At 57.0% G+C, this 21,306-nt stretch carries 19 protein-coding genes; 14 read left to right on the top strand and 5 right to left on the bottom strand.

The window, feature by feature from the left end; translation table 11 throughout:
* Positions 1-54 precede the first annotated feature (54 nt).
* A complete protein-coding gene (locus tag ACLM45_RS02650) occupies positions 55-276 on the bottom strand; it encodes an Hfq-related RNA-binding protein (protein WP_006041348.1) in 222 nt (73 codons plus the stop codon).
* A 27-nt stretch (positions 277-303) separates the two neighbouring features.
* Between ACLM45_RS02650 and dapF the strand changes: the two genes are divergently transcribed.
* Genes dapF through dacB form a run of 5 tightly spaced genes read left to right on the top strand, consistent with a single transcriptional unit; the run spans position 304 to position 5,183 of the window.
* Positions 304-1,410: a diaminopimelate epimerase gene (dapF, locus tag ACLM45_RS02645; protein WP_415410431.1), complete on the top strand. Its 1,107-nt coding sequence runs from the start codon at positions 304-306 to the stop codon at positions 1,408-1,410.
* The gene (locus ACLM45_RS02640) at positions 1,397-2,575 is read left to right on the top strand and encodes a cysteine desulfurase family protein (RefSeq protein WP_415410429.1); all 1,179 of its coding nucleotides are present in this window, start codon (positions 1,397-1,399) and stop codon (positions 2,573-2,575) included. Before dapF ends, ACLM45_RS02640 begins: the two co-directional genes overlap by 14 nt.
* 47 nt (positions 2,576-2,622) lie before the next feature.
* Complete coding sequence (locus tag ACLM45_RS02635; RefSeq protein ID WP_415410427.1) at positions 2,623-3,318, top strand: DUF1995 family protein; 696 nt, start codon at positions 2,623-2,625, stop codon at positions 3,316-3,318.
* A 45-nt stretch (positions 3,319-3,363) separates the two neighbouring features.
* Positions 3,364-3,879: a DUF4330 domain-containing protein gene (locus ACLM45_RS02630; RefSeq protein WP_415410425.1), complete on the top strand. Its 516-nt coding sequence runs from the start codon at positions 3,364-3,366 to the stop codon at positions 3,877-3,879.
* The gene (dacB, locus tag ACLM45_RS02625) at positions 3,876-5,183 is read left to right on the top strand and encodes a D-alanyl-D-alanine carboxypeptidase/D-alanyl-D-alanine-endopeptidase (RefSeq protein ID WP_415410424.1); all 1,308 of its coding nucleotides are present in this window, start codon (positions 3,876-3,878) and stop codon (positions 5,181-5,183) included. Before ACLM45_RS02630 ends, dacB begins: the two co-directional genes overlap by 4 nt.
* Here the strand turns inward: dacB and ACLM45_RS02620 are convergent.
* Positions 5,128-6,063 (bottom strand): hypothetical protein, encoded by a 936-nt coding sequence (locus ACLM45_RS02620; protein ID WP_415410423.1) that lies wholly within the window; start codon positions 6,061-6,063, stop codon positions 5,128-5,130. The genes dacB and ACLM45_RS02620 overlap by 56 nt on opposite strands.
* Positions 6,060-6,557 carry a pantetheine-phosphate adenylyltransferase gene (gene coaD / locus ACLM45_RS02615; RefSeq protein ID WP_006041341.1) on the bottom strand — a complete coding sequence of 166 codons (498 nt, stop codon included), beginning with the start codon at positions 6,555-6,557 and terminating at the stop codon, positions 6,060-6,062. The genes ACLM45_RS02620 and coaD overlap by 4 nt, the downstream gene beginning before the upstream one ends.
* Before the next feature lie 59 nt (positions 6,558-6,616).
* Here coaD and uvrC point away from each other — a divergent pair, with 59 nt between their 5' ends.
* From uvrC to ACLM45_RS02585, 6 genes are read left to right on the top strand one after another with little or no spacing between them, the layout of a single operon-like run.
* On the top strand, positions 6,617-8,572 hold the full coding sequence (gene uvrC, locus ACLM45_RS02610; RefSeq protein WP_415410422.1) for an excinuclease ABC subunit UvrC: 1,956 nt from the start codon (positions 6,617-6,619) through the stop codon (positions 8,570-8,572).
* Entirely contained in the window at positions 8,572-8,874 is a 303-nt protein-coding gene (locus ACLM45_RS02605) for a hypothetical protein (RefSeq protein WP_006041339.1), read from the top strand. The genes uvrC and ACLM45_RS02605 overlap by 1 nt, the downstream gene beginning before the upstream one ends.
* Positions 8,875-8,876: 2 nt before the next feature.
* Positions 8,877-10,364, top strand: coding sequence for a cryptochrome/photolyase family protein (locus ACLM45_RS02600; RefSeq protein ID WP_415410421.1), 1,488 nt, complete (start codon positions 8,877-8,879; stop codon positions 10,362-10,364).
* Positions 10,365-10,400: 36 nt separating this feature from the next.
* Complete coding sequence (hemJ, locus tag ACLM45_RS02595; RefSeq protein ID WP_006041337.1) at positions 10,401-10,988, top strand: protoporphyrinogen oxidase HemJ; 588 nt, start codon at positions 10,401-10,403, stop codon at positions 10,986-10,988.
* A complete protein-coding gene (locus tag ACLM45_RS02590) occupies positions 10,978-11,634 on the top strand; it encodes a PHP domain-containing protein (RefSeq protein WP_415410419.1) in 657 nt (218 codons plus the stop codon). Before hemJ ends, ACLM45_RS02590 begins: the two co-directional genes overlap by 11 nt.
* Positions 11,635-11,661: 27 nt before the next feature.
* Positions 11,662-12,231, top strand: coding sequence for a hypothetical protein (locus ACLM45_RS02585; protein ID WP_006041335.1), 570 nt, complete (start codon positions 11,662-11,664; stop codon positions 12,229-12,231).
* Between the two features lie 8 nt (positions 12,232-12,239).
* On the opposite strand, the gene cobN is transcribed toward ACLM45_RS02585, so the two are convergent.
* Positions 12,240-16,016 (bottom strand): cobaltochelatase subunit CobN, encoded by a 3,777-nt coding sequence (gene cobN, locus ACLM45_RS02580; RefSeq protein ID WP_415410418.1) that lies wholly within the window; start codon positions 16,014-16,016, stop codon positions 12,240-12,242.
* Between the two features lie 72 nt (positions 16,017-16,088).
* Here cobN and ACLM45_RS02575 point away from each other — a divergent pair, with 72 nt between their 5' ends.
* The 3 genes from ACLM45_RS02575 (at position 16,089) to ACLM45_RS02565 (ending at position 21,024) form a co-directional block, all read left to right on the top strand.
* Entirely contained in the window at positions 16,089-17,006 is a 918-nt protein-coding gene (locus ACLM45_RS02575; RefSeq protein ID WP_006041333.1) for a branched-chain amino acid transaminase, read from the top strand.
* An 82-nt stretch (positions 17,007-17,088) separates the two neighbouring features.
* Positions 17,089-20,706 (top strand): methionine synthase, encoded by a 3,618-nt coding sequence (gene metH, locus ACLM45_RS02570; protein ID WP_415410417.1) that lies wholly within the window; start codon positions 17,089-17,091, stop codon positions 20,704-20,706.
* Positions 20,707-20,751: 45 nt separating this feature from the next.
* Complete coding sequence (locus ACLM45_RS02565) at positions 20,752-21,024, top strand: DUF4090 family protein (RefSeq protein ID WP_006041331.1); 273 nt, start codon at positions 20,752-20,754, stop codon at positions 21,022-21,024.
* Positions 21,025-21,051: 27 nt separating this feature from the next.
* Here ACLM45_RS02565 and ACLM45_RS02560 read toward each other — a convergent pair whose 3' ends face one another.
* Entirely contained in the window at positions 21,052-21,282 is a 231-nt protein-coding gene (locus tag ACLM45_RS02560) for a hypothetical protein (protein WP_006041330.1), read from the bottom strand.
* Between the last annotated feature and the right edge of the window lie 24 nt (positions 21,283-21,306).

Here is a 21,306-nt window from a genome sequence, read left to right as displayed (position 1 = left end):
GGCACGAAAACACCTGGGGCGATCGTGACATAACCAGGGATCAAACCCGGCGGTTCAGATCAAGGTTCGGATGGTGAGCACGGACTGACGATTGATCAAGATCGGATCGGACGCGTCATCACGTTGAACGGCCAGATAAAGGGGGTCCTGCCATGAGAGTCGGCCGTCTATGCGTTTTCCGTCGCTCAGTTCAACACTCAGAGTGCGCTGGTCGCGGATCCAGGATTGAAGAAGACGGATTCCGGGAAGACTGGGATCAAAGCTTGTCGGCTCCATAGGATCACTCAGGGGTAACGAAGCGCCATGCTGCAGTTCAGCAAATACCAAGGTCTCGGCAACGACTTCATCTTGGTGGAGGGTCGGGATGGTCGGCTTCCTGAGAGCATCACCTCTCCCGATGCTGACTGGGTCCGTAAGGTCTGTGACCGTCGCTTTGGCCTCGGAGGCGATGGCTTGATCCTTGCCCTGCCCCCGCAGGGCCAAGGAGATCTGCGCATGCGCATTTTCAACGCCGATGGTTCGGAGGCTGAAATGTGCGGCAACGGAATCCGCTGCCTTGCCCGCTTCCTTGCTGATAGTGATGGTGATTTACCTGGACGGAGCTGGAGGATCGAAACACCAGCTGGTCAAATCATTCCCGAACTTCAACAGGACGGACAGATCCGCGTCGATATGGGCGCTCCCTTCTTGAAACCAGAGGCGGTTCCGACGCTTTTAAGCCCAGATGAAAACGGTCTGCCTCGTGGCGAAGTCACCCGCGAAGGTCTCACCCTCTCCTTGGCCGCGGTGGGTATGGGCAACCCCCATATGGTGGTTCCTGTGGACGATCTGGAGACGATCCCTTTTGAAGCACTCGGCGCCCAGCTGGAGTGTGATCCAATCTTTCCAGCTAAAACCAACGTTCACTTTCTCAAAGTTCTCAGTCGGCAGCATCTCGAGATTCGCGTCTGGGAACGGGGAGCGGGTCCAACACTGGCTTGCGGGACCGGTGCCTGCGCCACGCTGGTGGCTGCATTTCTGCTTGGGCTCAGCGACAGCGAGGCAACCGTCGTGCTTCCAGGCGGACCGCTGAGCATCAGCTGGCCTGATCAACAGGGGTCGGTTTTCATGACTGGTCCAGCAGTGGCCGTCTTCGATGGCGTGATGAATCCAGACCTGATGCCTGGGGGGCGTTCCGAAGAGATGGCTGCTGAACTGAAACCTGCAGTGGCTTCAACACCTCCAGCTCTGGACTGTGCCAATGACTGCAAGGAGGGTTGCATGCAACCTGAACGTTGTCTGCGCGAGGAGGCTCAGGCAAAGGTTCAGGCGTTCCTGGCATCCACATCGCTGGACTCGATGATCAACCTGGCCGGAGAGTCCCTCGAACAACGCACTCTGTCCCGCATTCAGCGTGATGGTCAGAGCTGACTCGGGGCCCATTTACCTCGATGCTTGTGCCACGACACCTCTGCGTCCGGGTGTGCAGCAGAGGATGCTGGATGTACAGAACCAGGCCTGGGGCAATCCTTCCAGCCTGCACTCCTTTGGGATTGCAGCAGCGGAAGCCCTGGAACGCAAAAGGGTTGAGATCGGTGCATTGCTCGGCGCCGATGCCAATGACGTTCTGATCACATCAGGAGCCACTGAATCCATACATCTCGGAATCCGGGGCTTGGCGTCGTCCTTCGCTCCAGGACGGATCGTGATCTCCGCTGTTGAGCATCCAGCCGTCACGGCGGCCGCTCATGCACTCACCCTCTTGGGCTGGCAGGTGGCCACGGCCCCGGTGGATTCTGAGGGCAGCCTGCAACTGGATCGATTTGAGGAGCTACTGCACCCACCCACGCGGTTGGTGTCCGTGATTTGGGGGCAGAGTGAGGTGGGCACGCTGCAACCTCTTCAGACGATCGGCGCTCTTTGCCGTCGATACGGAATTCCCTTCCACACGGATGCAACCCAGGTGATCAGCCAGGCCCTGCCTGACTGGAACACCCTGCCAGTGGATTTACTCAGCGCGTCTGCCCACAAATGCGGGGGGCCAAGAGGTGTTGGCCTGCTGCTGATTCGTCGAGCCTGGAAACAGCAACTCACCGCCCTGCTGACGGGCGGCGGGCAGGAGAACAACTTGCGCAGTGGAACTGAATCCGTCGTGTTGGTGGCTGGAATGGCTGAGGCGCTCGCGCAGATTCAACGATGTGACGTGGATGGCTTGCCTGACAGTGGCGACGGCATCCGGCGAATCAGGGATGAATTGGAGCTGCAGCTCTGCCGGACAGTTGGTGTCGCAACGCTCGGTCAACCTCAACAACGCCTGCCTCATCATCTCGCCTTGATGCTTCGCGATCGTTCAGGCAAGCCGCTTTCAGGACGACGCATGGTGCGAGTACTCGATCAAGAAGGGTTGGCCGTGAGCAGCGGCAGTGCTTGCTCTTCAGGACGAGACACCGACAGCAGCGTGCTCTCAGCGATGCGCATGCCAAAGGAGATGAGACGCTCAGGTCTGAGGCTCAGCCTCGGTTTCTGGAACAGCTCAAACCAGATCGGAAGCATTGTTGAACGTTTTGAACGAGCAATGCAGGTCTGTAGTGAATGAGTGCGGATCGATCGCTGTACGCTCCGCCCAAGACGCAATAGTGAACTGTGAGCGCTGTACTTCCCGCTGATCTTCTCGAGGCAGAGAAGCGCACGGTTTCAGCGTTGGAGTCTGTTCTCGGTGGGGCCCGGCGAGGACGATGGTTGGTGACCTGGCGATTTGAAGGTCTGAGAGTCATGGGTCCGGCACTGCGTTTGGCCAGAACGCTTCGGGAACAAGGCTGTCCTCTGCTCGTGGCTTTTCCCGATGCTGGCGCAGCGGCTCTCGCCAAACGAGACGCGACCGATCTTGCCGACTGTTGCGTTGATTTCATGCAGCTGCAGAGGGATCCTGCCTGGGCGGATCGAGGCGAACTGCTGCTGCTCGTTGGTGCCCAACCCAGCGATTATGAAACCGTTGAGGCGATCTGCAACCTCTGGAAAGAACCCGTGGTGCTCGTCAACGGACGGCTTGAAGATGCCGGCGTCGGCATCGGCAGTGTTGCTCGTTCCAGACGTCGCGGTTTTTTGTCCACCTGGACCGTCGCATTCCATCTGGAGCCGCTCCCTCAGGGCGCACTGCTGATGGAACGAGAGAAGGAATGGGACCTTTTCCGCTGTGATCCCGATGGGTACCGATGGATTCAGCGGTTTGAACAACGACCTGAGCGTGAGCAGATCGACGCAGCAATCAACCCATCAGCGGATGGATTGAAACAGACATTGGGTGCTGTCGATCGGTTGATCGATGATTTGAAAGGTTGATCCCTGGCCGCAACACTTTTAGTGTGCGGTCTCCCTCGGAGCGTCATGGGCATCAAGGATCGTTTCCGCTCCCTGTCGGTCGTTGATACCGTTGCCGCTCTTGTGGCGATGGTCGCAGTTGCTGGCGTGCTCTGGAGCCCGAAACTCAGCAACACGGTTGCCAGGGCGACAGGATCCGTGAAACCGGTGTTGGTAAGTGTTGATGTCCGCAATTCGAGAGCTGCAGACCCTGAACGTCTGATCAAGGAAGCTCTTGGAAACGGAAGCACCAATCTGATCATTCGCAATCAACCAGCTGGCAGCGCTGAACTTATCCGTGTGGATGACATCCGCAGGAAACTCGTGGCTGTGCAACCCGATGGTCAAGTGGTTTTTGCTGATGATCCCAATCAGCAGATTCAAGGCATCATCGATGCCCGATTCATCCTGCGAAGCAATGCCACCATCACTCCTTCAGGAGTTGTTGTTGCAGGGACCAAACTCAAAGTCGGCACTCCTGTCGAACTGGATGGCCGCCTCTATCGACTGAATGGGATCGTCAGCGGGATTGACTTGCAATGAAGACACTAATCATTCCTTTCCTTCTCTTGCTGGGAACACTCCAGGAAGGGGTCAGAGCTGAAATCATCCCCTTAATTTCGCCTCCTCCTCCAGAGACACAACAACCACTCCCTGAGCTGCAGGAACCCCGCTCCTGCCCATCGCTTCAGACGGCTATTCAGGCCAATCTCGGTTCCGAAACGAGAGTCTGGTCAGTCACAGTTCTGAATAGTGATGGGGATGTACTGGGGGATATCAATGGTTCGGTCGCCCGTATTCCTGCTTCCAATCAGAAGCTGATCAGTACGGCCTACGCCCTCGATCGTCTCGGACCGGATTTCCGACTGAAGACGCGCCTGATCCAGCGACCGGATGGCTCTATGGAACTGAATGGAGAGGGTGATCCCGATCTCAGTATTGCCGGGTTGCAGCGCTTTGCTCTCGCTGCTCTTCGTCAAGGTGGATCTCGAGGGGTGACGTCAGGACCTGTCAATCTCATGGTGCGTGAGGAGCCACGTCGCAACTGGTGGCCGAGTGACTGGCATCCGGCGGACCGTGGCTATGCCTACGGGGCACCTATCACGCGACTTGCTCTCACCAGCAACGCTGTTGGCGGTGCCGTCAGTGATCCCTACAACCGACTGCAGCGTTTGTTTCAGAAAGAGGTGCAACGGCGGGGCGGTGCAGTGCGCATTCAGCAGATCCAACCTCTGAGCATGGCTGAGATCTCTGATTTGGGGGATCGAGAGGAAATGGTGGTTCTGCATGAAGAGACTTCAGCCCCCATGCATGCTCTGCTCAGTCTCGCCAACACTGAGAGCCACAACTTCACCGCAGAGGTGTTGATGCGTCAGGCGGCCGACTTGTGGGACGTGAAGGCTGCATCCAGAGCGACAGAGCGCTGGATGTGGGAACAGGGTCTTCCCATCCAAGGACTGAGGGTTGCTGATGGAAGCGGGCTGTCCAGGAACAACAAGGTGACCAGCCAGACCGTTGCCGCTCTGCTGATGCGTATGGATCAGCATCCCTATGCCGCTTATTACCAAGCATCCATGGCCATTGCTGGTCGCCGGGGAACGCTCAGAAATCTCTACAGAGGAACTCCAATCGATGGACGCTTTCGCGGCAAAACCGGAACCATAAGCGGGGTTCGCAGCATTTCAGGAATTCTGCAAACCGCTGATGGACCCCGCTACGTGAGCATGATTTCCAACGGTTCCGTTCGGCCGAACACGGTGATCGGCCAAATTCTGCGTTCTGTACTGAAATTCAGCCCGTGCCCTTCATCTGCCTCATCCGCGCTGAAGAACGGCGTGCCCGGCTGATTGGAACAGCCTTTGACTCATTGATTTCATTGACAGGAGTCGGAGTTTCACTCCGACCTGTTTGAATTTTCACCAGTTCCTGTCGGCCAGCCAACACCACCTGAGACATCTCCTTCAGGCGCTGTTCGAGTTCACCAAGAGTCTGTTCTGCATAACGATTGGCACCGTCCTGAACAGAGGCAGCCTCCTGGCGACTCCGCTGAATCAAGGACTCGCATTGCTGTTGGGTCTGCTGACGGAATTGCAGCGAATCCTGATGAAGGCGTTCGGCTTCACTCTGAGCTTCCTTCTGAATCCTCAAGCCTTCCTGACGGATCTGATCGAGCTCCTGCAGTGACTGCTGACGGCTCCGTTCATGCTGTTCCGTGAGCTGACGCTTCAATTCGGTGGCTTCCTGATCAAGCTGCTGACGTCGCTGTAAAGCTTCCTGCTCAAGCTGCTGCCTGCGGGACGCGTACTGCTGTTCCAGCTGAGCCTGTTTCGACTGCATCTCCTGTTCCATCTGAGCGGCCTGACCCCGAGCCGAGTGCAGGAGCTGCTCGCACTGTTGACGAACCTGATCACGCATCTCATTCACCTGTCGCTCAGCTTCCTGTCGAATGGACGCCTGGGCAACAAGGAGTTCGCGCTGTTGTTGAGCATTCGAGACGATCTCATCAGCCTGGGAACGCGCTGTGGCGATGAATTCATCGCGCTTCAGCAACAACTGTTCGGCCTGAGAAACCTGGGAGGGCATCGCGTCACGGACAGCATCCAGTAGCTCGACGGCGTCCTGCTCATTGACGAGCCTCCCTCCGCTGAAGGGGATACGACTTCCCTCGAGCATGATCTCCTCGAGCAGATCAAGCTGGTCGAGTACGGAAAGCCGGATCTCGCTCATCGTGAAGGGGGTATGAAAGCCGAATTAAAGAACCTCTCGAGGTCTTCCGCCACCTCTCTGGGTACCATGTGGTCAACTGCACCACCGAAACGGGCCACTTCTTTCACGACTGAGCTGCTTAGAAAGCTGTAGTGGGCTGCCGTCGTGAGAAATATGGTTTCAAATTCCGGATCGAGCGATCGATTGGTGTGTGCAATCTGCAGCTCATATTCGAAATCGCTCATTGCCCTGAGTCCACGCAGGATCAGGCGAGTTCCCTGTGCTCTGGCACAGGCCACGGTCAACCCGTCAAAACTGGTCACGGACACATTGCTGAGGTGCTTCGTGGCAGCGTTGATCTGAGCAAGACGCTGATCAAGGGAAAACGCTGGCGACTTGCCAGGGTTCTTCAGAACAGCAACGACCAGTTCATCCACTAGAGAAGCACCCCTCTCAATGAGATCAAGATGCCCAAGGGTGAGAGGGTCGAAGCTGCCTGGATACAGCGCTTTCATCCAATCTCGATGGCGGTTTGGACGGATCCTATGCACTCACAATTCCTAGGATTCGAGCCATGCCTACCCTGATCGAACAACCGGATCGGCTCGAACAGCGCCTGAAGGAGATCCCCTCTGAACCCGGCTGCTATCTGATGCGGGATGGTGAGGACCGACTTCTCTACGTAGGGAAGTCCAAGAGCTTGCGTAGTCGCGTACGCAGCTATTTCCGCAGCAGACACGACCTCAGCCCTCGAATCAGGTTGATGGTGCGTCAGATCTGTGAGATTGAATTCATCGTGACCGACAGCGAGGCCGAGGCCCTGGCTCTCGAGTCGAACTTGATCAAGAACCAACAGCCGCATTTCAATGTGCTGCTCAAAGACGACAAGAAATATCCCTATCTATGCATCACCTGGAGTGAACCCTATCCGCGCATTTTCATCACTCGACGCCGCCGCTTTCGCAGCCCGCTCGATCGCTTCTACGGCCCTTACGTGGATGTGGGTCTACTCAGACGAACTCTCTTTCTTGTGAAGCGAGTGTTCCCGCTGAGGCAACGACCCCGACCTCTTCATGCCGACAGGACCTGCCTGAATTACAGCATTGGTCGTTGCCCTGGGGTCTGTCAGGAAAAAATCAGCTCTGAGGACTACCACCGGACGCTGCGCAAGGTGGCGATGGTGTTTCAAGGACGCAGTGATGAATTGCAGATGTTGCTGCATCAGCAGATGGAGCGCTATTCGGAACGGATGGATTACGAATCTGCAGCAAAGATCAGGGATCAGCTGCAGGGTTTGGATCAACTAACCGCTGATCAGAAGATGAGCCTGCCTGACGCCTCGGTGAGTCGCGATGTGATCGCTATGGCCGGTGATGATCGTTTGGCAGCAGTGCAGTTGTTCCAGATGCGGGCTGGCAAGCTTGTCGGTCGCCTGGGCTATCTCGCGGACGCATCCAACCAACCGTCCGGACTGACGCTGCAGAAAGTGATCGAAGAGCACTACAGCCAGGTGGATTCCGTTGAAATTCCTCCCGAACTGCTGGTTCAGCATCAGCTGCCGCAGCAGCCACTGATTGAAGAATGGCTTTCTGAGCAACGGGAACGCAAGGTTCAGATTCACTGTCCGAAGCAGCGCCAGAAGGCTGATCTGATTGAGCTTGTTCAGCGCAATGCTGACTACGAACTGCAGCGCGCCAAACAAGGACAAGAACAGCAGGCTTTGGCAACGGAGGATCTGGCCCAGCTGCTCGAGCTGCCCATACCGCCGCGACGAATCGAGGGCTACGACATCAGTCATATCCAGGGGAGCGATGCCGTTGCGTCCCAGGTTGTGTTTATTGATGGCCTGCCTGCCAAGCAGCATTACCGCAAATACAAGATTCGCAGCAGCAGCATCCGAGCAGGTCACAGCGATGATTTCATGGCCATGGCAGAGATCATGCGCAGGCGCTTCCGGCGATGGTCCCTGGCCAAGAAAGAGGGTGTGGATGTCGGAGCACTGCGACAGAAAGGAGGCAGTGCTTTGCAGACCGATGGACTGAACGACTGGCCTGATGTGGTGATGATCGATGGTGGAAAAGGTCAGTTATCGGCAGTGATGGAAGCGTTACGGGAACTTGATCTGCACGAAGACCTCACCATCTGCTCTCTTGCCAAACAACGGGAAGAGGTGTTTCTACCGGGCGAGACTCAGCCCCTCGAAAGTGATATGGACCAGCTGGGCGTTGCCCTGCTGCGCAGACTCCGCGATGAAGCCCACCGTTTTGCCGTCAGCTTTCATCGTCAGCAGCGTGGGGAACGCATGAAACGGTCGCGTTTATCAGATATCCCAGGAGTGGGACCGAAGCGGGTGAAAGACCTGCTTGCGCATTTTCATTCGATCGATGCCATTCAATTGGCCTCTGTTGAGACCCTCGTCAAAGCCCCAGGTGTGGGGCTCGCTCTAGCGCGCGATATTCGCTGTTTCTTTCACCCTGAGGAGGACACACAGCAGGATGGTGCGGTTCAAGTCTCGGAGTCGATCAGCTGATGATCCGCGTTCTGCCGTTGATCCTCTGCCTGATTGGCATGCTGTCAAGTCTCTGGTGTCCTAGAGCAGCGAACGCCTCACCAGGACTCTGTACGGGGCCGGTCTGCGCTGATGACATCACGCGCAGTGCGAAGAACCACTGGCAACTGGTGCTGAAACTGAATGACCAGCAGGGTCATCGGGAAAAAGTGGTGATGAATTGCCTGGCAGGGCAGCTAAGCCCAAGCTCTGGACCCGTAGACCGTGCTTATGCAACCGCCGTCGGCCGCAGGGCCTGCCGTTTAGCGGGTGAGGGCCGCTGACGATGGAGATCGCTCTGGTTTATCCCCATCAGTTGTTCGCGGACCATCCGGCGATCACCAAAGGTCGTCCCGTAGCCCTGATCGAAGACCCGCTCCTTTTCGGCACCGATCCTCACTGGCCGATCCGGGTTCACAGGCAACGTCTTCTGCTGCACAGAGCCACGATGACGGTCTATGCCGAGACATTGCGACATCGGGGTTACACAGTTTTCTACCGCCGACATCACGAAGCGAGCACAACCGAGGATCACCTTCAAGCTCTTCGTTCATCAGGGTTCGTCAGTTACCACCTTGCTGATCCGCTCGACGATTTGCTCGAGAAGCGCCTGCGTCGGTTCGTGGATCGCACGGGGGGAGAGCTACGGATCCTGGCCTCACCGATGTTCCTCACTCCAGCGTCGATGGTTGAGGAGCACTTCGCCAGCGGACGCAAACCCTTCATGGCCAAGTTCTACGAGCAACAGCGCCGGCGGATGGGCTTGCTTCTAGAAGACGACGGAGGACCGCTCGGTGGCCATTGGAGTTTCGATGCCGACAATCGCAAGAAGCTTCCGAAAGAGATCAGCGTTCCAGCCGAACCCTCGCACCGCAACGGTGCCGAAATCGAACAAGCCCGCAAAGAACTCGAGTCTGAGGCGCTGCCCTTCGTCGGCAGCTGGGAGGCCTTCAGCTACCCAATTCGGCATGAGGACGCGGATCGGTGGCTGCAAACGTTTCTCGAGTATCGCCTGCGGGATTTCGGTGCGTATGAGGATGCAATCAGCACCCAGCATCGGGTGATGTGGCACAGCGTGCTCACACCCATGCTGAACATCGGCCTTCTAACGCCGCAGCAGATTCTGGATCGCACATTGGAACGAGCTGCGGACGGTGACATTCCCCTCAATTCCCTGGAGGGATTCATCCGTCAGATCGTGGGATGGAGGGAATTCATGGCCGTGATGTATCGCAGGCATGGTGTGGCCATGCGCAACAGCAATTTCTGGAAGTTTGAGGACAGACCAATACCAGATGCTTTCTACACCGCGACAACGGGACTCCCTCCAATTGATGACGCCATCGGCCACGCCCTGAGCAGTGGCTACTGCCATCACATCGAACGGTTGATGCTGCTTGGAAACGTCATGCTTCTCTGCGGCTTTCACCCCCAACGGGTGTACCAATGGTTCATGGAGCTGTTTGTGGACGCCTACGACTGGGTGATGGTTCCCAACGTCTTCGGGATGAGCCAATTCGCTGACGGAGGACTCTTCACCACCAAGCCCTATCTCTCAGGCTCGAATTATGTCCGCAAGATGTCCGACTACAAGAAGGGTGCCTGGTGTGACGTCTGGGACGGACTGTTCTGGAGTTTCATCAAGCGCCACGAAGACTTTTTCCGAAAGCAATACCGACTGGCGATGATGGCAAGGAACCTTGATCGCATGGATCCAGAAACTCTCCTGGCTCACCAGCGATGCGCGTCTGAGTTTCTTGACGGGCTGGCCTGAAGCCTGCTTATGGTCCCTTTTAGTCCTTCCCTAGCGATGACGCTTCCTCCCGAGGCCTATCTCTGGTTCAAGACCCTTCACATCGTTGGTGTCGTGGTCTGGTTTGCAGGCCTCTTCTATCTCGTGCGTCTCTTCATCTATCACGTGGAGGCCGATGAGATGGATCCAGACCTGAGCTTGGCCTTCAAAAGCCAGTACGGGCTGATGGAAAAGCGACTGGCGAACATCATCACAACCCCGGGGATGATCGTGGCGGTCACGATGGCGATCGGATTACTGGTGGCTCAACCGACCTGGCTGCAACAGGGTTGGATGCACGTCAAGCTTGCGTTCGTTGCCGCTTTGCTTGTTTATCACTGGTTCTGTTACCGGCTGATGGGACAACTCCAGGCAGGTCACTGTCAGTGGAGCGGAAAACAGTTACGAGCCCTGAATGAACTGCCAACGCTGCTTTTGGTGATCGTGGTGATGCTTGTGGTCTTCAAATCACAATTCCCAACCAGTGCAGCCACCTGGTTCATCGTGGGTCTGGTGGTCTTCATGGCTGCTTCCATTCAGTTCTATGCCCGGTGGCGCCGGCTGAAAGCTGAATCCATCGCTGCGGAGTCTGGTCATGCCAGCTGAGCAGCATCCTCTCCGCGCGGTCTTAGAGACAGTCGGTCCTTTGAGCTGTCCTGACGAGCTCAATTTTCACTGTCACACCATCTGCAGTGATGGGAGTCTTCGACCAGAGGATTTGATCCAACAAGCGAGCAGTCATGGACTGCGTCACCTCGCAGTGACAGATCACCATTCCTCTGCTGCCTACCTGCCCATGCGGAGTTGGCTAGAGGCCCAAAAAGAGCTGGACCATCCAGCACCAACGCTCTGGACTGGAATGGAAATCAGCTGCACTCTGCGCGGTTGCTTGGTGCACGTCCTGGCCCTCGGCTTCGAGCCGAGGCATCGAGCTCTGGCGGTTTATAACCACGGGGATGCAGCCGTCGGTGAAGCGTTGCGTGCCGACACCGTTGTTAATGCGATTCACGAGGCTGGTGGACTGGCCGTATTGGCTCATCCAGCGCGTTACAGGCTGGGATTCCGTGACCTGATCAATGCCGCTGCCGATCTGGGAATCGATGGTGGCGAAGCCTGGTACGACTACGACATGCAAACGCAGTGGCAGTGGACTCCGATGGTCTGTGAACAGATCGATGATCAGTTGAAGAACCTTGGCCTTTTGCGTACGTGTGGAACCGACAGCCACGGAGTTGACCTAAGAGGTCGCTAAGTTCAACCAACGTCCCTGATCTCGGGTATGGGTTTCTTCGACCGTCTGCTCAATTCCGGTTCCTCCGATTCCGATCGGACCCGTGAGGCCACCGGACCCAAGCAGGCAAAACCCAAGCCCGAGGCCTATTACCTCGATAGTGACAGTTCCTCGACCCTTGGGAACAGGGATTACATGCGGGAAGCCAAGACCATCCGTCGTACCTTCCCTGGCACGCTTGATAACCCTGGCGGCAAAGAACTCGTCACTGAGGTGGACGCCCTCGATCTCAAGGTGGACAAACGCAGCGATGGTCTCGGGGATCGGAAGGCTGAAAAGCCCATGGAAAGTTTGATCAAGGACGGGATTCCCAAGCCGGTGAAAAAGACGTTCGCCGAGACCATGACCAAGACGGAGCTGGATCAAAAGCTCAAAGGCAGTGCTCTGAAGGCATCTGGAGTCAATACTCCCAGTGCGCCTGATTCCGCGCCCGTTGCACGCAAGGAAGAACTCAAGCCTCAGGAAGAACCAGTCCCGACTCGTGGTGGTGCCGCTCCAAGCAGCAAACCCGGCTCAATCGATCCCTTCCGTGCAATGGTCCGCGACCTCAACAACTGACCAGTACGTCATTCGTACAAGCCACCACCGCATTCGACCCTTCGTTCAGCCGCCAGAAGCAATGCTTTGATCCCTTGGAGGAGGGAATCATCTGCATTGCTCCACAGCTTGCGATGGGATGCCTCGAGCAGCCGTTCAGCCATGTCCCGTAGAGCCCAGGGATTCACTCTCTGCAAAAACGCCTGAACGTCGTCATCCAGCAACCAATGTTCCGCAATTTGGGCGTAGCACCAATCGGGAACAGCTCCTGTTGTGGCGTCGTAGGCAAAGAGATAGTCGAGGCTGGCACCCATTTCGAAGGCCCCTTTATACCCATGCCGTTGCATCCCCTCGATCCAACGGGGGTTGAGCAGACGACTGCGGACAACCTTGTCGATCTCCCGTTCAAGGCCATGGATGCGCAGACGTTCGCGACGAGAGTGATCTGCGAACAGAAGGCTGGGTGTCTGACCACCGGCCTGCTCGACAGCGGCGGCCAGACCTCCCTGGAACTGGTAGTAATCGTCGGAATCCAGGAGGTCGTGTTCACGGTTGTCCTGGTTGTGGAGCACCACCTGCACCGAGCGAAGAGCCTGTTCAAGACCAATTCGGTCCGCATGGCCCACGGCATCGCCGTCGTAACGCCAGGAGCTCCAGGCGAGATAAGCCTCGCCCAGGTCAGACCGCCGCTCCCACTGACCTGAATCGATCAGAGCCTGAAGACCGGCTCCATAGGCTCCCGGTGCTGAACCGAACAGCCTGGACTGTGGTCCTTCCGATCGGGTGAGATAAGCCAGGGGATTCTCCGAGTCCGGCTCATTCAGTCCAGCAACCAGGGTGAGCGCACGATTCACCCAGCCCAGAAGCTGGGGAAAGGCATCCCGAAACAATCCGGACATGCGCAGAGTCACATCCACCCGCGGCCGTTCAAGCAAGGTGAGGGGTATCAGCTCGAGATCCACCATCCGACGGGTCGGCCCGTCCCAGACAGGGCGGACGCCGAGCAAGGCGAACATCTGGGCGATGTCTTCCCCACCATTACGCATGGTCGCTGTCCCCCACACCGACAAGGCAAGGTGGCGTAACGGTTCACCGTGCTCCAGCTCGTAGAGCTCCACCAGCTGTTCGGCACTGCGCCGACCAAGATCCCAGGCTGCCTCCGTGGGCAGTCCACGCAGATCAACGGAGTAGAAGTTACGTCCTGTTGGAAGCACGTCATCCCGTCCCCTGGTGGGTGCTCCGGACGGACCGCTCGATACGCGTCGCCCTGAAATCCCAGCAAGTAAGGCATCTCGTTCCCGTGTCCCACAGTGCTGAAGTCGAGGCCAAAGGTCCGTCCTGATGAACTCAAGCGGTGCAGGAAGCGATGGTCCCTCGAAAACGCGGATCAGCGGATCAGCCAGCGCGAACGAAGCATCGCCTGAAGCTTCGAGCTCTAGACCCAGCAACCGTTGCAACAGCCGTTGCGCTTGCCCCTCAAACCACTCAACCGCATCACTGACCCGACGGCAGGCTGGCGCACCCAGGGCACGCAGAACGGTTCTGTCGTGATCAACCAGGAGCTGTCCGTCCTCATCGCCCCAAGGATCAACATTGAGCTTGCACTCGCGAGCAATCCATTGGGTGAGACCCGGTCGGTCTGCAACAGGAGCTCGAGCAATAGCGATCAGCAGTTCGAGAAGCGATGCTGATGAGGGCAGTTCACCCAGTCGATGCAATCCGGTGCGGATCTGGGCTTCCTTCAGCTCGCAGAGATAGGTTTCGACCTGCTCAAGGGTTGCGCTCCAGTGTGAGGACTCGGAGACCGCATCGAGTGTTTCAGGACGACCAGGCCAATCCAATTCAACGAGCAGTGCACTGAGTTGTTGTTCCAGAGCGCGGCAGCGGGACGCGCCGAGCTGACGCGCCTCGATGTACTCATCCAGCAGTGATTCAAGAGAGAGCAGGGATCCGTGTAATCCAGCCCTGCCAAGCGGAGGGGTCAGATGATCGATGATCACGGCATGGCCGCGACGTTTGGCCTGGGATCCTTCACCCGGGTCGTTGACGATGAAGGGATAGAGATGGGGGATTGGACCAAGGGCCAGGGAAGGGCCACACGACGCGCTGAGTCCGACGGACTTACCCGGTAACCACTCGGCACTTCCATGTTTGCCCACATGGATCATCAGCTGACAGCGCTCCACAAGTCGCAACCAGAGGTATTGGGCCAAATAGCGATGGGGAGGAGGAAGATCCGGTGAATGGAGATCACTGAGCTGCTCCGGGTCATACCCACGACTCGGTTGCACCAGCACGGTGACCTTTCCGAATCGGATTCCGTGGATGGCGAATCCGTCGGCATCGAGATCTTCAGCACTACGGGGCTGCCCCCAGCGGCGTTCAATCACGTCGCGGGCCGATTGCGGAAGCGTTGACCACCAGCTCAGATAGGTCTCGAGCGGGAGGTGGGTCAGGGGAGGCCTGAGATGACTCTCCGGATCGTTGGTTCGCCCGGCAAGAATCATCGCCATCAGAGCATCGGAATCCTGGGGCAAGGGCTGACGTCCAAGATCGAATCCCTCGTCCTGCAGCCAGCGAAGGATGTTCAGGCAACTGGCTGGGGTATCGAGCCCAACACCGTTCGCCAAACGTCCATTGCGGACTGGATAGTTGGCCAAAAGGAGCGTCAGGCGCCGTTCACTTGCACCGGTCGTCTGAAGATCGACCCAGGCGAGGGCATGGTCAGCGGTCCAGTTGATCCCTGCGCTGTCGGGTTCGAGTCGCTTCACGGCCGTGCAAAGCCGATCGTCGGCTTTGAGCACTTCACGGAAAGCGCCGATTCTTGTCGTGATCCGCCCATCCAGTTCAGGAAGAACAACCTGCAGAGAGAGATCGATGGGATCAAGACCCTGAAACGACGACAACCAGGAACTGCGTGGACGCGATGAACTCAGGAGCTGAAGGACTGGACAATCGAGACCGTCCCAGAGCGGAGCGCCCAGACCAGCTTCCGAAAACTGAACCGATGCGAAGGATGTCGTGGTGATCACCAGGGCAACCTGCTGATGGCTGAACATCCGTTGGACGGCCTCCTGCACAGCGGCGTCACGGAGGCTGCTCACCCAGAGAGCTCGGGGAGAGAGTCCGCGCTGGCGAAGAACGCTCAGCAGTGCATCGCACCAGAGCAGATCACCAGACTGGCGATGCGCTCTGTAGAGGACCACGCCGACCCGTGTGCCCGACTCCTCCTGCCAGTCGTAGGGATCAGGATCAGGAGTGGGAACTGCCGTGAGCAACGGTGGTGCCTGGGATCCCGATCGGTCGGGATCGCTCTCGAGAATCCAACGGAGACCCGACAGCCAGATGTCCAGATTGTCTGCTCCACCCTCTCGGAGCAGAAGAGCCATGGCGTCGCAGAGACCTTCAGGAAGTGATCCGAGGCTGTGAAGCTCGCGATCCTGATCGGCGGTTCCAGCAAGAACGAGAAGTCTCCGCTCAGTTCTGGCGGATTCCCAGAGAGAGCACTGGTCCAATCCGTAGGACCAATGCCCCCGTCCTCCGAGGAGGCGCACAACGATCAGGCGTGTGAGCGATGTGCAATTTGAGAGGTAGTGATCGATCTGTGCAGGATGGTTCAGGGCATCGAGCGGGAGTGCACGAATCCGGCCATCCCATTCCTTCGAGCGAGAACCCTCCAAAAATCCTGCCAGGGCAGACAGATCCGTACTGGCACTGCTGAGAAAAAGCACTTCAGCGCTCGGCTGCTCGACATAAGCAACCGGATCGTCGGTATCGCCTCCGGGGAGACTGGTTAAACGATGCATCAGCCCATTGTCCCGAGTGATGGACTCCCCGGTGCGCGCAAGTGAGAAGATCTGATCATCGGATCGTCATCGATGCATCAGTTCCTTCCCTATGCCTGGTTCCAGGGACGCTGCGTTCCGTTCGAGGAAGCCAAGGTCTCGGTGGCGACCCATGCTCTGCACTACGGGACTGGAGCTTTCGGAGGGATGCGAGCGATTCCAGATCCCTCCAAGCCCGGAGGCATGCTGCTGTTCCGACCAGAACGGCATGCACGTCGGCTGTCTCAAAGCGCCCGTCTCCTGCTGGCGGATCTGAGTGAGGCCACGGTGATGGATGCACTGGTGACGATGTTGAGAGCCAATCGACCCGCAACACCGATTTATCTACGACCCTTCGTTTACACCAGCGATCTCGGGATCGCTCCCAGGCTTCACGACATCGAGACCGATTTCCTGATCTATGGCCTCGAACTCGGCGACTATCTGTCACCAGAGGGTGTGAGCTGCAGGATCAGCAGCTGGACACGGCAGGAAGACCGGTCCCTGCCACTGAGGGGAAAAATCAGCGGTGCCTACATCACCAGCTCACTCGCCAAGACGGAGGCCGTGAGCAGCGGATTCGACGAAGCACTGCTGATGAACACCCGTGGCAAGGTGAGTGAAGCCAGCGGGATGAATCTGTTCATCGTCAGGGATGGCGATCTGATCACACCTGGAGTGGATCAGGACATCCTTGAGGGGATCACCCGCGCCAGCGTGATCGAACTGGCGAAATCGATGGGACTGAACGTGATCGAGCGACCGGTCGACAAGACAGAGCTCTTTATCGCTGATGAAGTGTTCCTGACCGGAACGGCTGCCAAGATCACGCCGATCCGTCAGTTGGAATCCACGGTTCTCTCCAATCAACGTCCCGTCATGGATGCCTTGCGTCAACGGCTGATCGCCATCACCGAAGGCCGGGATGAGGAATTCCGTCACTGGGTGACACGCATCGAGCTGGATTCCTGACCGTTTCTCTCAGTCGCAGGAACGGGGGCTGACCGAGGAAGCGCGCTGCGGTTCTTAGGATGATCTCAACGGTTTTGGTGAGATGCAGGCAGTTCAGAGCAAACCCGGTACTGCAACCTCCCGCTTCCTACAGCGTCTTCACGATCCCTCCAAACCTGTTCTGGTGTTTGACGGTGCGACTGGGACATCGCTGCAGCAGATGGACCTAACCGCCGACGACTTCGGGGGGGAAGCCCTTGAAGGGTGCAATGAGAATCTTGTGATTACTCGTCCAGATGCGGTGCAGGCCGTTCACCGTCTGTTCCTCGACGCAGGATGCGACGTGATCGAGACAGACACGTTCGGGGCCGCCTCGGTGGTGCTCGCGGAATACGGACTGGAGAATCAAGCCTTTGAGCTGAATCGCCGTGCCGCGGAGCTGGCGCGTGAGATGGCGGATCAATACAGCAGCGAGAGAAAACCCAGGTTCGTGGCCGGTTCGATGGGACCGACAACAAAGCTGCCGACCTTGGGGCACATCGACTTCGACACGCTGCGTGACTCGTTCAAGGAACAAGCCGCAGGATTGCTTGCCGGTGATGTGGATCTGTTCATCATCGAAACCTGTCAGGACGTTTTGCAGATCAAAGCGGCCCTGCAGGGGGTGGAAGCGGCCTTCCAGGCCAGCGGCCAACGCCGCCCCCTGATGGTGTCGGTGACCATGGAGACCACCGGCACCATGCTGGTTGGTTCCGACATTGCAGCTGTGGTGTCGATTCTCGAGCCCTTCCCTATTGATGTTCTGGGTCTGAACTGCGCCACGGGCCCGGAGCAGATGAAAGAACACATCAAATACCTCTCGGAGTACTCACCCTTCGTGGTCAGTTGCATCCCCAATGCAGGGCTGCCCGAAAACATCGGTGGTGTGGCCCATTACCGGCTTACACCCCTGGAGCTGAAGATGCAGTTGATGCATTTCGTGGAAGACCTAGGGGTTCAAGTAATCGGTGGTTGTTGCGGCACAACGCCGGCTCATATCAAGGCACTATCTGAAATCTCGGAAGAACTCAAACCCGCACAGCGCGATGTGCGCACTCGTCATCTTGAACGTCAGCAACTGCGTTATGAACCGGCGGCGTCATCGATCTACGGAGCAACACCCTATTTCCAAGACAACTCCTTTCTGATCATCGGTGAGCGACTGAATGCGAGTGGTTCGAAGAAGGTCCGCGAACTCCTCAACGAAGAAGATTGGGATGGTCTCATTGCAGTAGCGCGTGGTCAGGTGAAAGAGAACGCCCATGTTCTTGATGTGAATGTGGACTACGTGGGACGGGACGGAGAGAAAGACATGCATGAGCTGGTGACGCGAGTTGTCACCAATGTGAATCTCCCACTCATGCTCGATTCAACCGAGTGGCAGAAGATGGAAGCTGGCTTGAAGGTGGCCGGTGGAAAATGCATTCTCAACTCAACAAATTACGAAGATGGCGATGAACGCTTCTTCAAGGTGCTCGAGCTGGCAAGGCGGTATGGAGCCGGTGTGGTAATCGGTACGATCGATGAAGACGGAATGGCTCGAACTGCTGAAAAGAAGGTTGCCATTGCCAAGCGTGCTTATCGCGATGCCGTTGAATTCGGAATCCCCGCAAGAGAGATTTTTTACGACCCGCTTGCACTCCCTATTTCAACCGGAATCGAGGAGGATCGTCGCAACGGTGCAGAGACCATCGCTGCAATACGTCGTATTCGTAGTGAACTTCCTGGAGTTCATGTCGTTCTCGGTGTCTCCAATGTGAGTTTCGGGCTGTCTCCAGCTGCCCGAATCACCCTCAATTCAGTGTTTCTTCACGACTGCTGTGAGGCGGGCATGGACGCTGCCATCGTTTCACCAGCGAAAATTCTCCCGCTTGTCAAAATTGACGCCGATCACCAGCAGGTGTGCCGCGATTTGATCAATGACGCGCGTCGCTTTGACGGCGACGCCTGCATTTATGATCCGCTAACCAAGCTCACGACGTTGTTCGAAGGCGTCAGCGCAAAGGATGCAAGGGCCTCAGGCCCTTCACTTGCTGATCTCCCTGTTGAAGAAAGGCTCAAGCAACACATCATCGATGGAGAGAGGATTGGCCTCGAGGATGCGCTCAACGAAGGGCTCCAAACCTACCCACCTCTCGACATTGTGAACACGTTCTTGCTTGACGGCATGAAGGTGGTGGGAGAGCTCTTTGGCTCAGGCCAGATGCAACTTCCATTTGTACTGCAGTCTGCTGAAACGATGAAAGCTGCTGTTGCTTTCCTCGAGCCTCACATGGAAAAAAGTGAAGGCAAGCGCAGCGCTAAAGCGAAATTCTTAATCGCCACAGTCAAAGGAGATGTTCACGACATCGGCAAAAATCTTGTTGACATCATTCTTACGAATAACGGTTATGAGGTCATCAACTTAGGAATCAAGCAAGATGTTGGGGCGATCATTTCAGCTCAACAGAAGCATGGAGCTGACTGCATCGCAATGAGTGGTCTTCTCGTGAAATCTACTGCTTTCATGAAGGATAATTTGCAGGCCTTCAATGATGCTGGGATTGACGTCCCTGTGGTTTTAGGGGGTGCTGCCCTCACGCCACGGTTTGTCAATAAGGACTGCAGCGATGTTTACAACGGAAAAGTGATTTACGGGCGTGATGCATTCACCGATCTTCGTTTTATGGATGCCTTCGTCGATGCGCGCAAGCAGGGGCACTGGGACAACCTCAAGGGATTCCTCAACGGCACACCCGAGGGGATCAGCCTCGGAAGTGACAACGAACCATCATCCGAGGAGAGTTCAAATGAAGGAGGCCCTGCGTCAGCCAGTGAAGAAGCAGCCGCACTTTCAGTAACAGATGAACGTTCGGATGTCGTTCCTGAAGAACCTCCTTTGCGTCCGGAATTTCTTGGCTCCAAGGTGCTGCAGGGTGCTGAACAGATCCCTTTGAGGGAAGTCATTGCCTATCTCGATCGTCAAGCGCTGTTTGCCGGCCAATGGCAAATGCGTAAAGCCAAGGATCAGTCGAGGGAAGACTACGAAGCAGATCTGAAAGCAAAAGCTGAGCCAATCCTGCAGACCTGGCTGGAGCGATCGCTGAATGAGGATCTGTTGCAACCAGCTGTGGCCTACGGCTACTTCCCGTGTGGCCGTGACGGCAATGCCGTTGCTGTCTTTGATCCCGATACAAACGATGAACTAGGGCGATTTGCGCTTCCTCGGCAGCGCAGCGGCAATCGCTACTGCATTGCAGATTTTTATCGCGATCTCTCCAGTGGGCACCCCACTGATGTGTTGCCAATGCAGGCCGTCACCATGGGCGAAAAGGCCTCCGTCTTCGCTCAGAAGCTTTTTGAAGCAGATTCCTACAGCGATTATCTGTTCTTCCACGGACTGGCTGTTCAGATGGCTGAGGCTTTGGCGGAGTGGACCCATGCCCGGATCCGTCGGGAATGTGGTTTCGCAGATCCCGATGGCATGCCTCTCAGGGATGTGTTGGCTCAGCGCTACCGCGGCAGCCGCTATTCCTTCGGCTATCCCGCCTGCCCGAATGTGGCCGATTCCCGCCAACAATTGCTCTGGCTTGGTGCTGAACGAATCGGCCTGAGCATGGACGAGAGCGATCAACTCCATCCCGAGCAGAGCACCACGGCTCTCGTGGCGCTCCATAGTGTTGCCAGGTATTTCAGCGCCTGAGGCTGCGGGTTGCTGCAGACTGCAGCGGCCCTTTTCCTTCAGACCATGGATCTCAGCGGGCCTGACGCCATCGACAAGGCCATAGATGCAGGGGTTGATCTCGATGGATCCCCTCTGCCTGATGCAATGCTCTCGCTCTACCGCGAGGTCATGACCCTCGAAGGTCAACGCAAGCGCAGCGGTGTTCGGAAGTCCATGCGCAATCGCGTCGTCCGGACAGGTGCCAAGCACTTCGACCAGGACACGCTCAACAAGCGCTTGCTCGAAGCGGGCTGGGAGGGTCTGAAGGCCAAGGAGATTGCCTTCTTCTTCGGCTGACCCGAACCGACAGCGTGGCTCTGCCGTTCAGTCTTGGCAGAGCTTTTCCATAGTGTCGATCACTTCCTGCTGAAAGGCATCGAGAGCATTCGACTCACTCAGATCAATTCCTTCACCTGCAGCGTTCTGGGCAAGGTCTTGAAAGTGAAAGGCACCCTCACCATTGGCCAAAAATTCAATCGCAGACGATTCCCCACTTTCGCGAAAGGCATCGCAGAGGGCGAGGAACGCCGCGTCTTCAGTGAACTCCCAATCCATCGAGGAGGCATAACTGAATGACCT

Origin of the sequence: Synechococcus sp. A10-1-5-9 (genome assembly GCF_047716785.1) — a bacterium.
Lineage (GTDB): Bacteria > Cyanobacteriota > Cyanobacteriia > PCC-6307 > Cyanobiaceae > Synechococcus_C.
The sequence above is the reverse complement of the archived record's forward strand: the minus strand, read 5'-3'. Positions and strand labels throughout refer to the sequence as shown.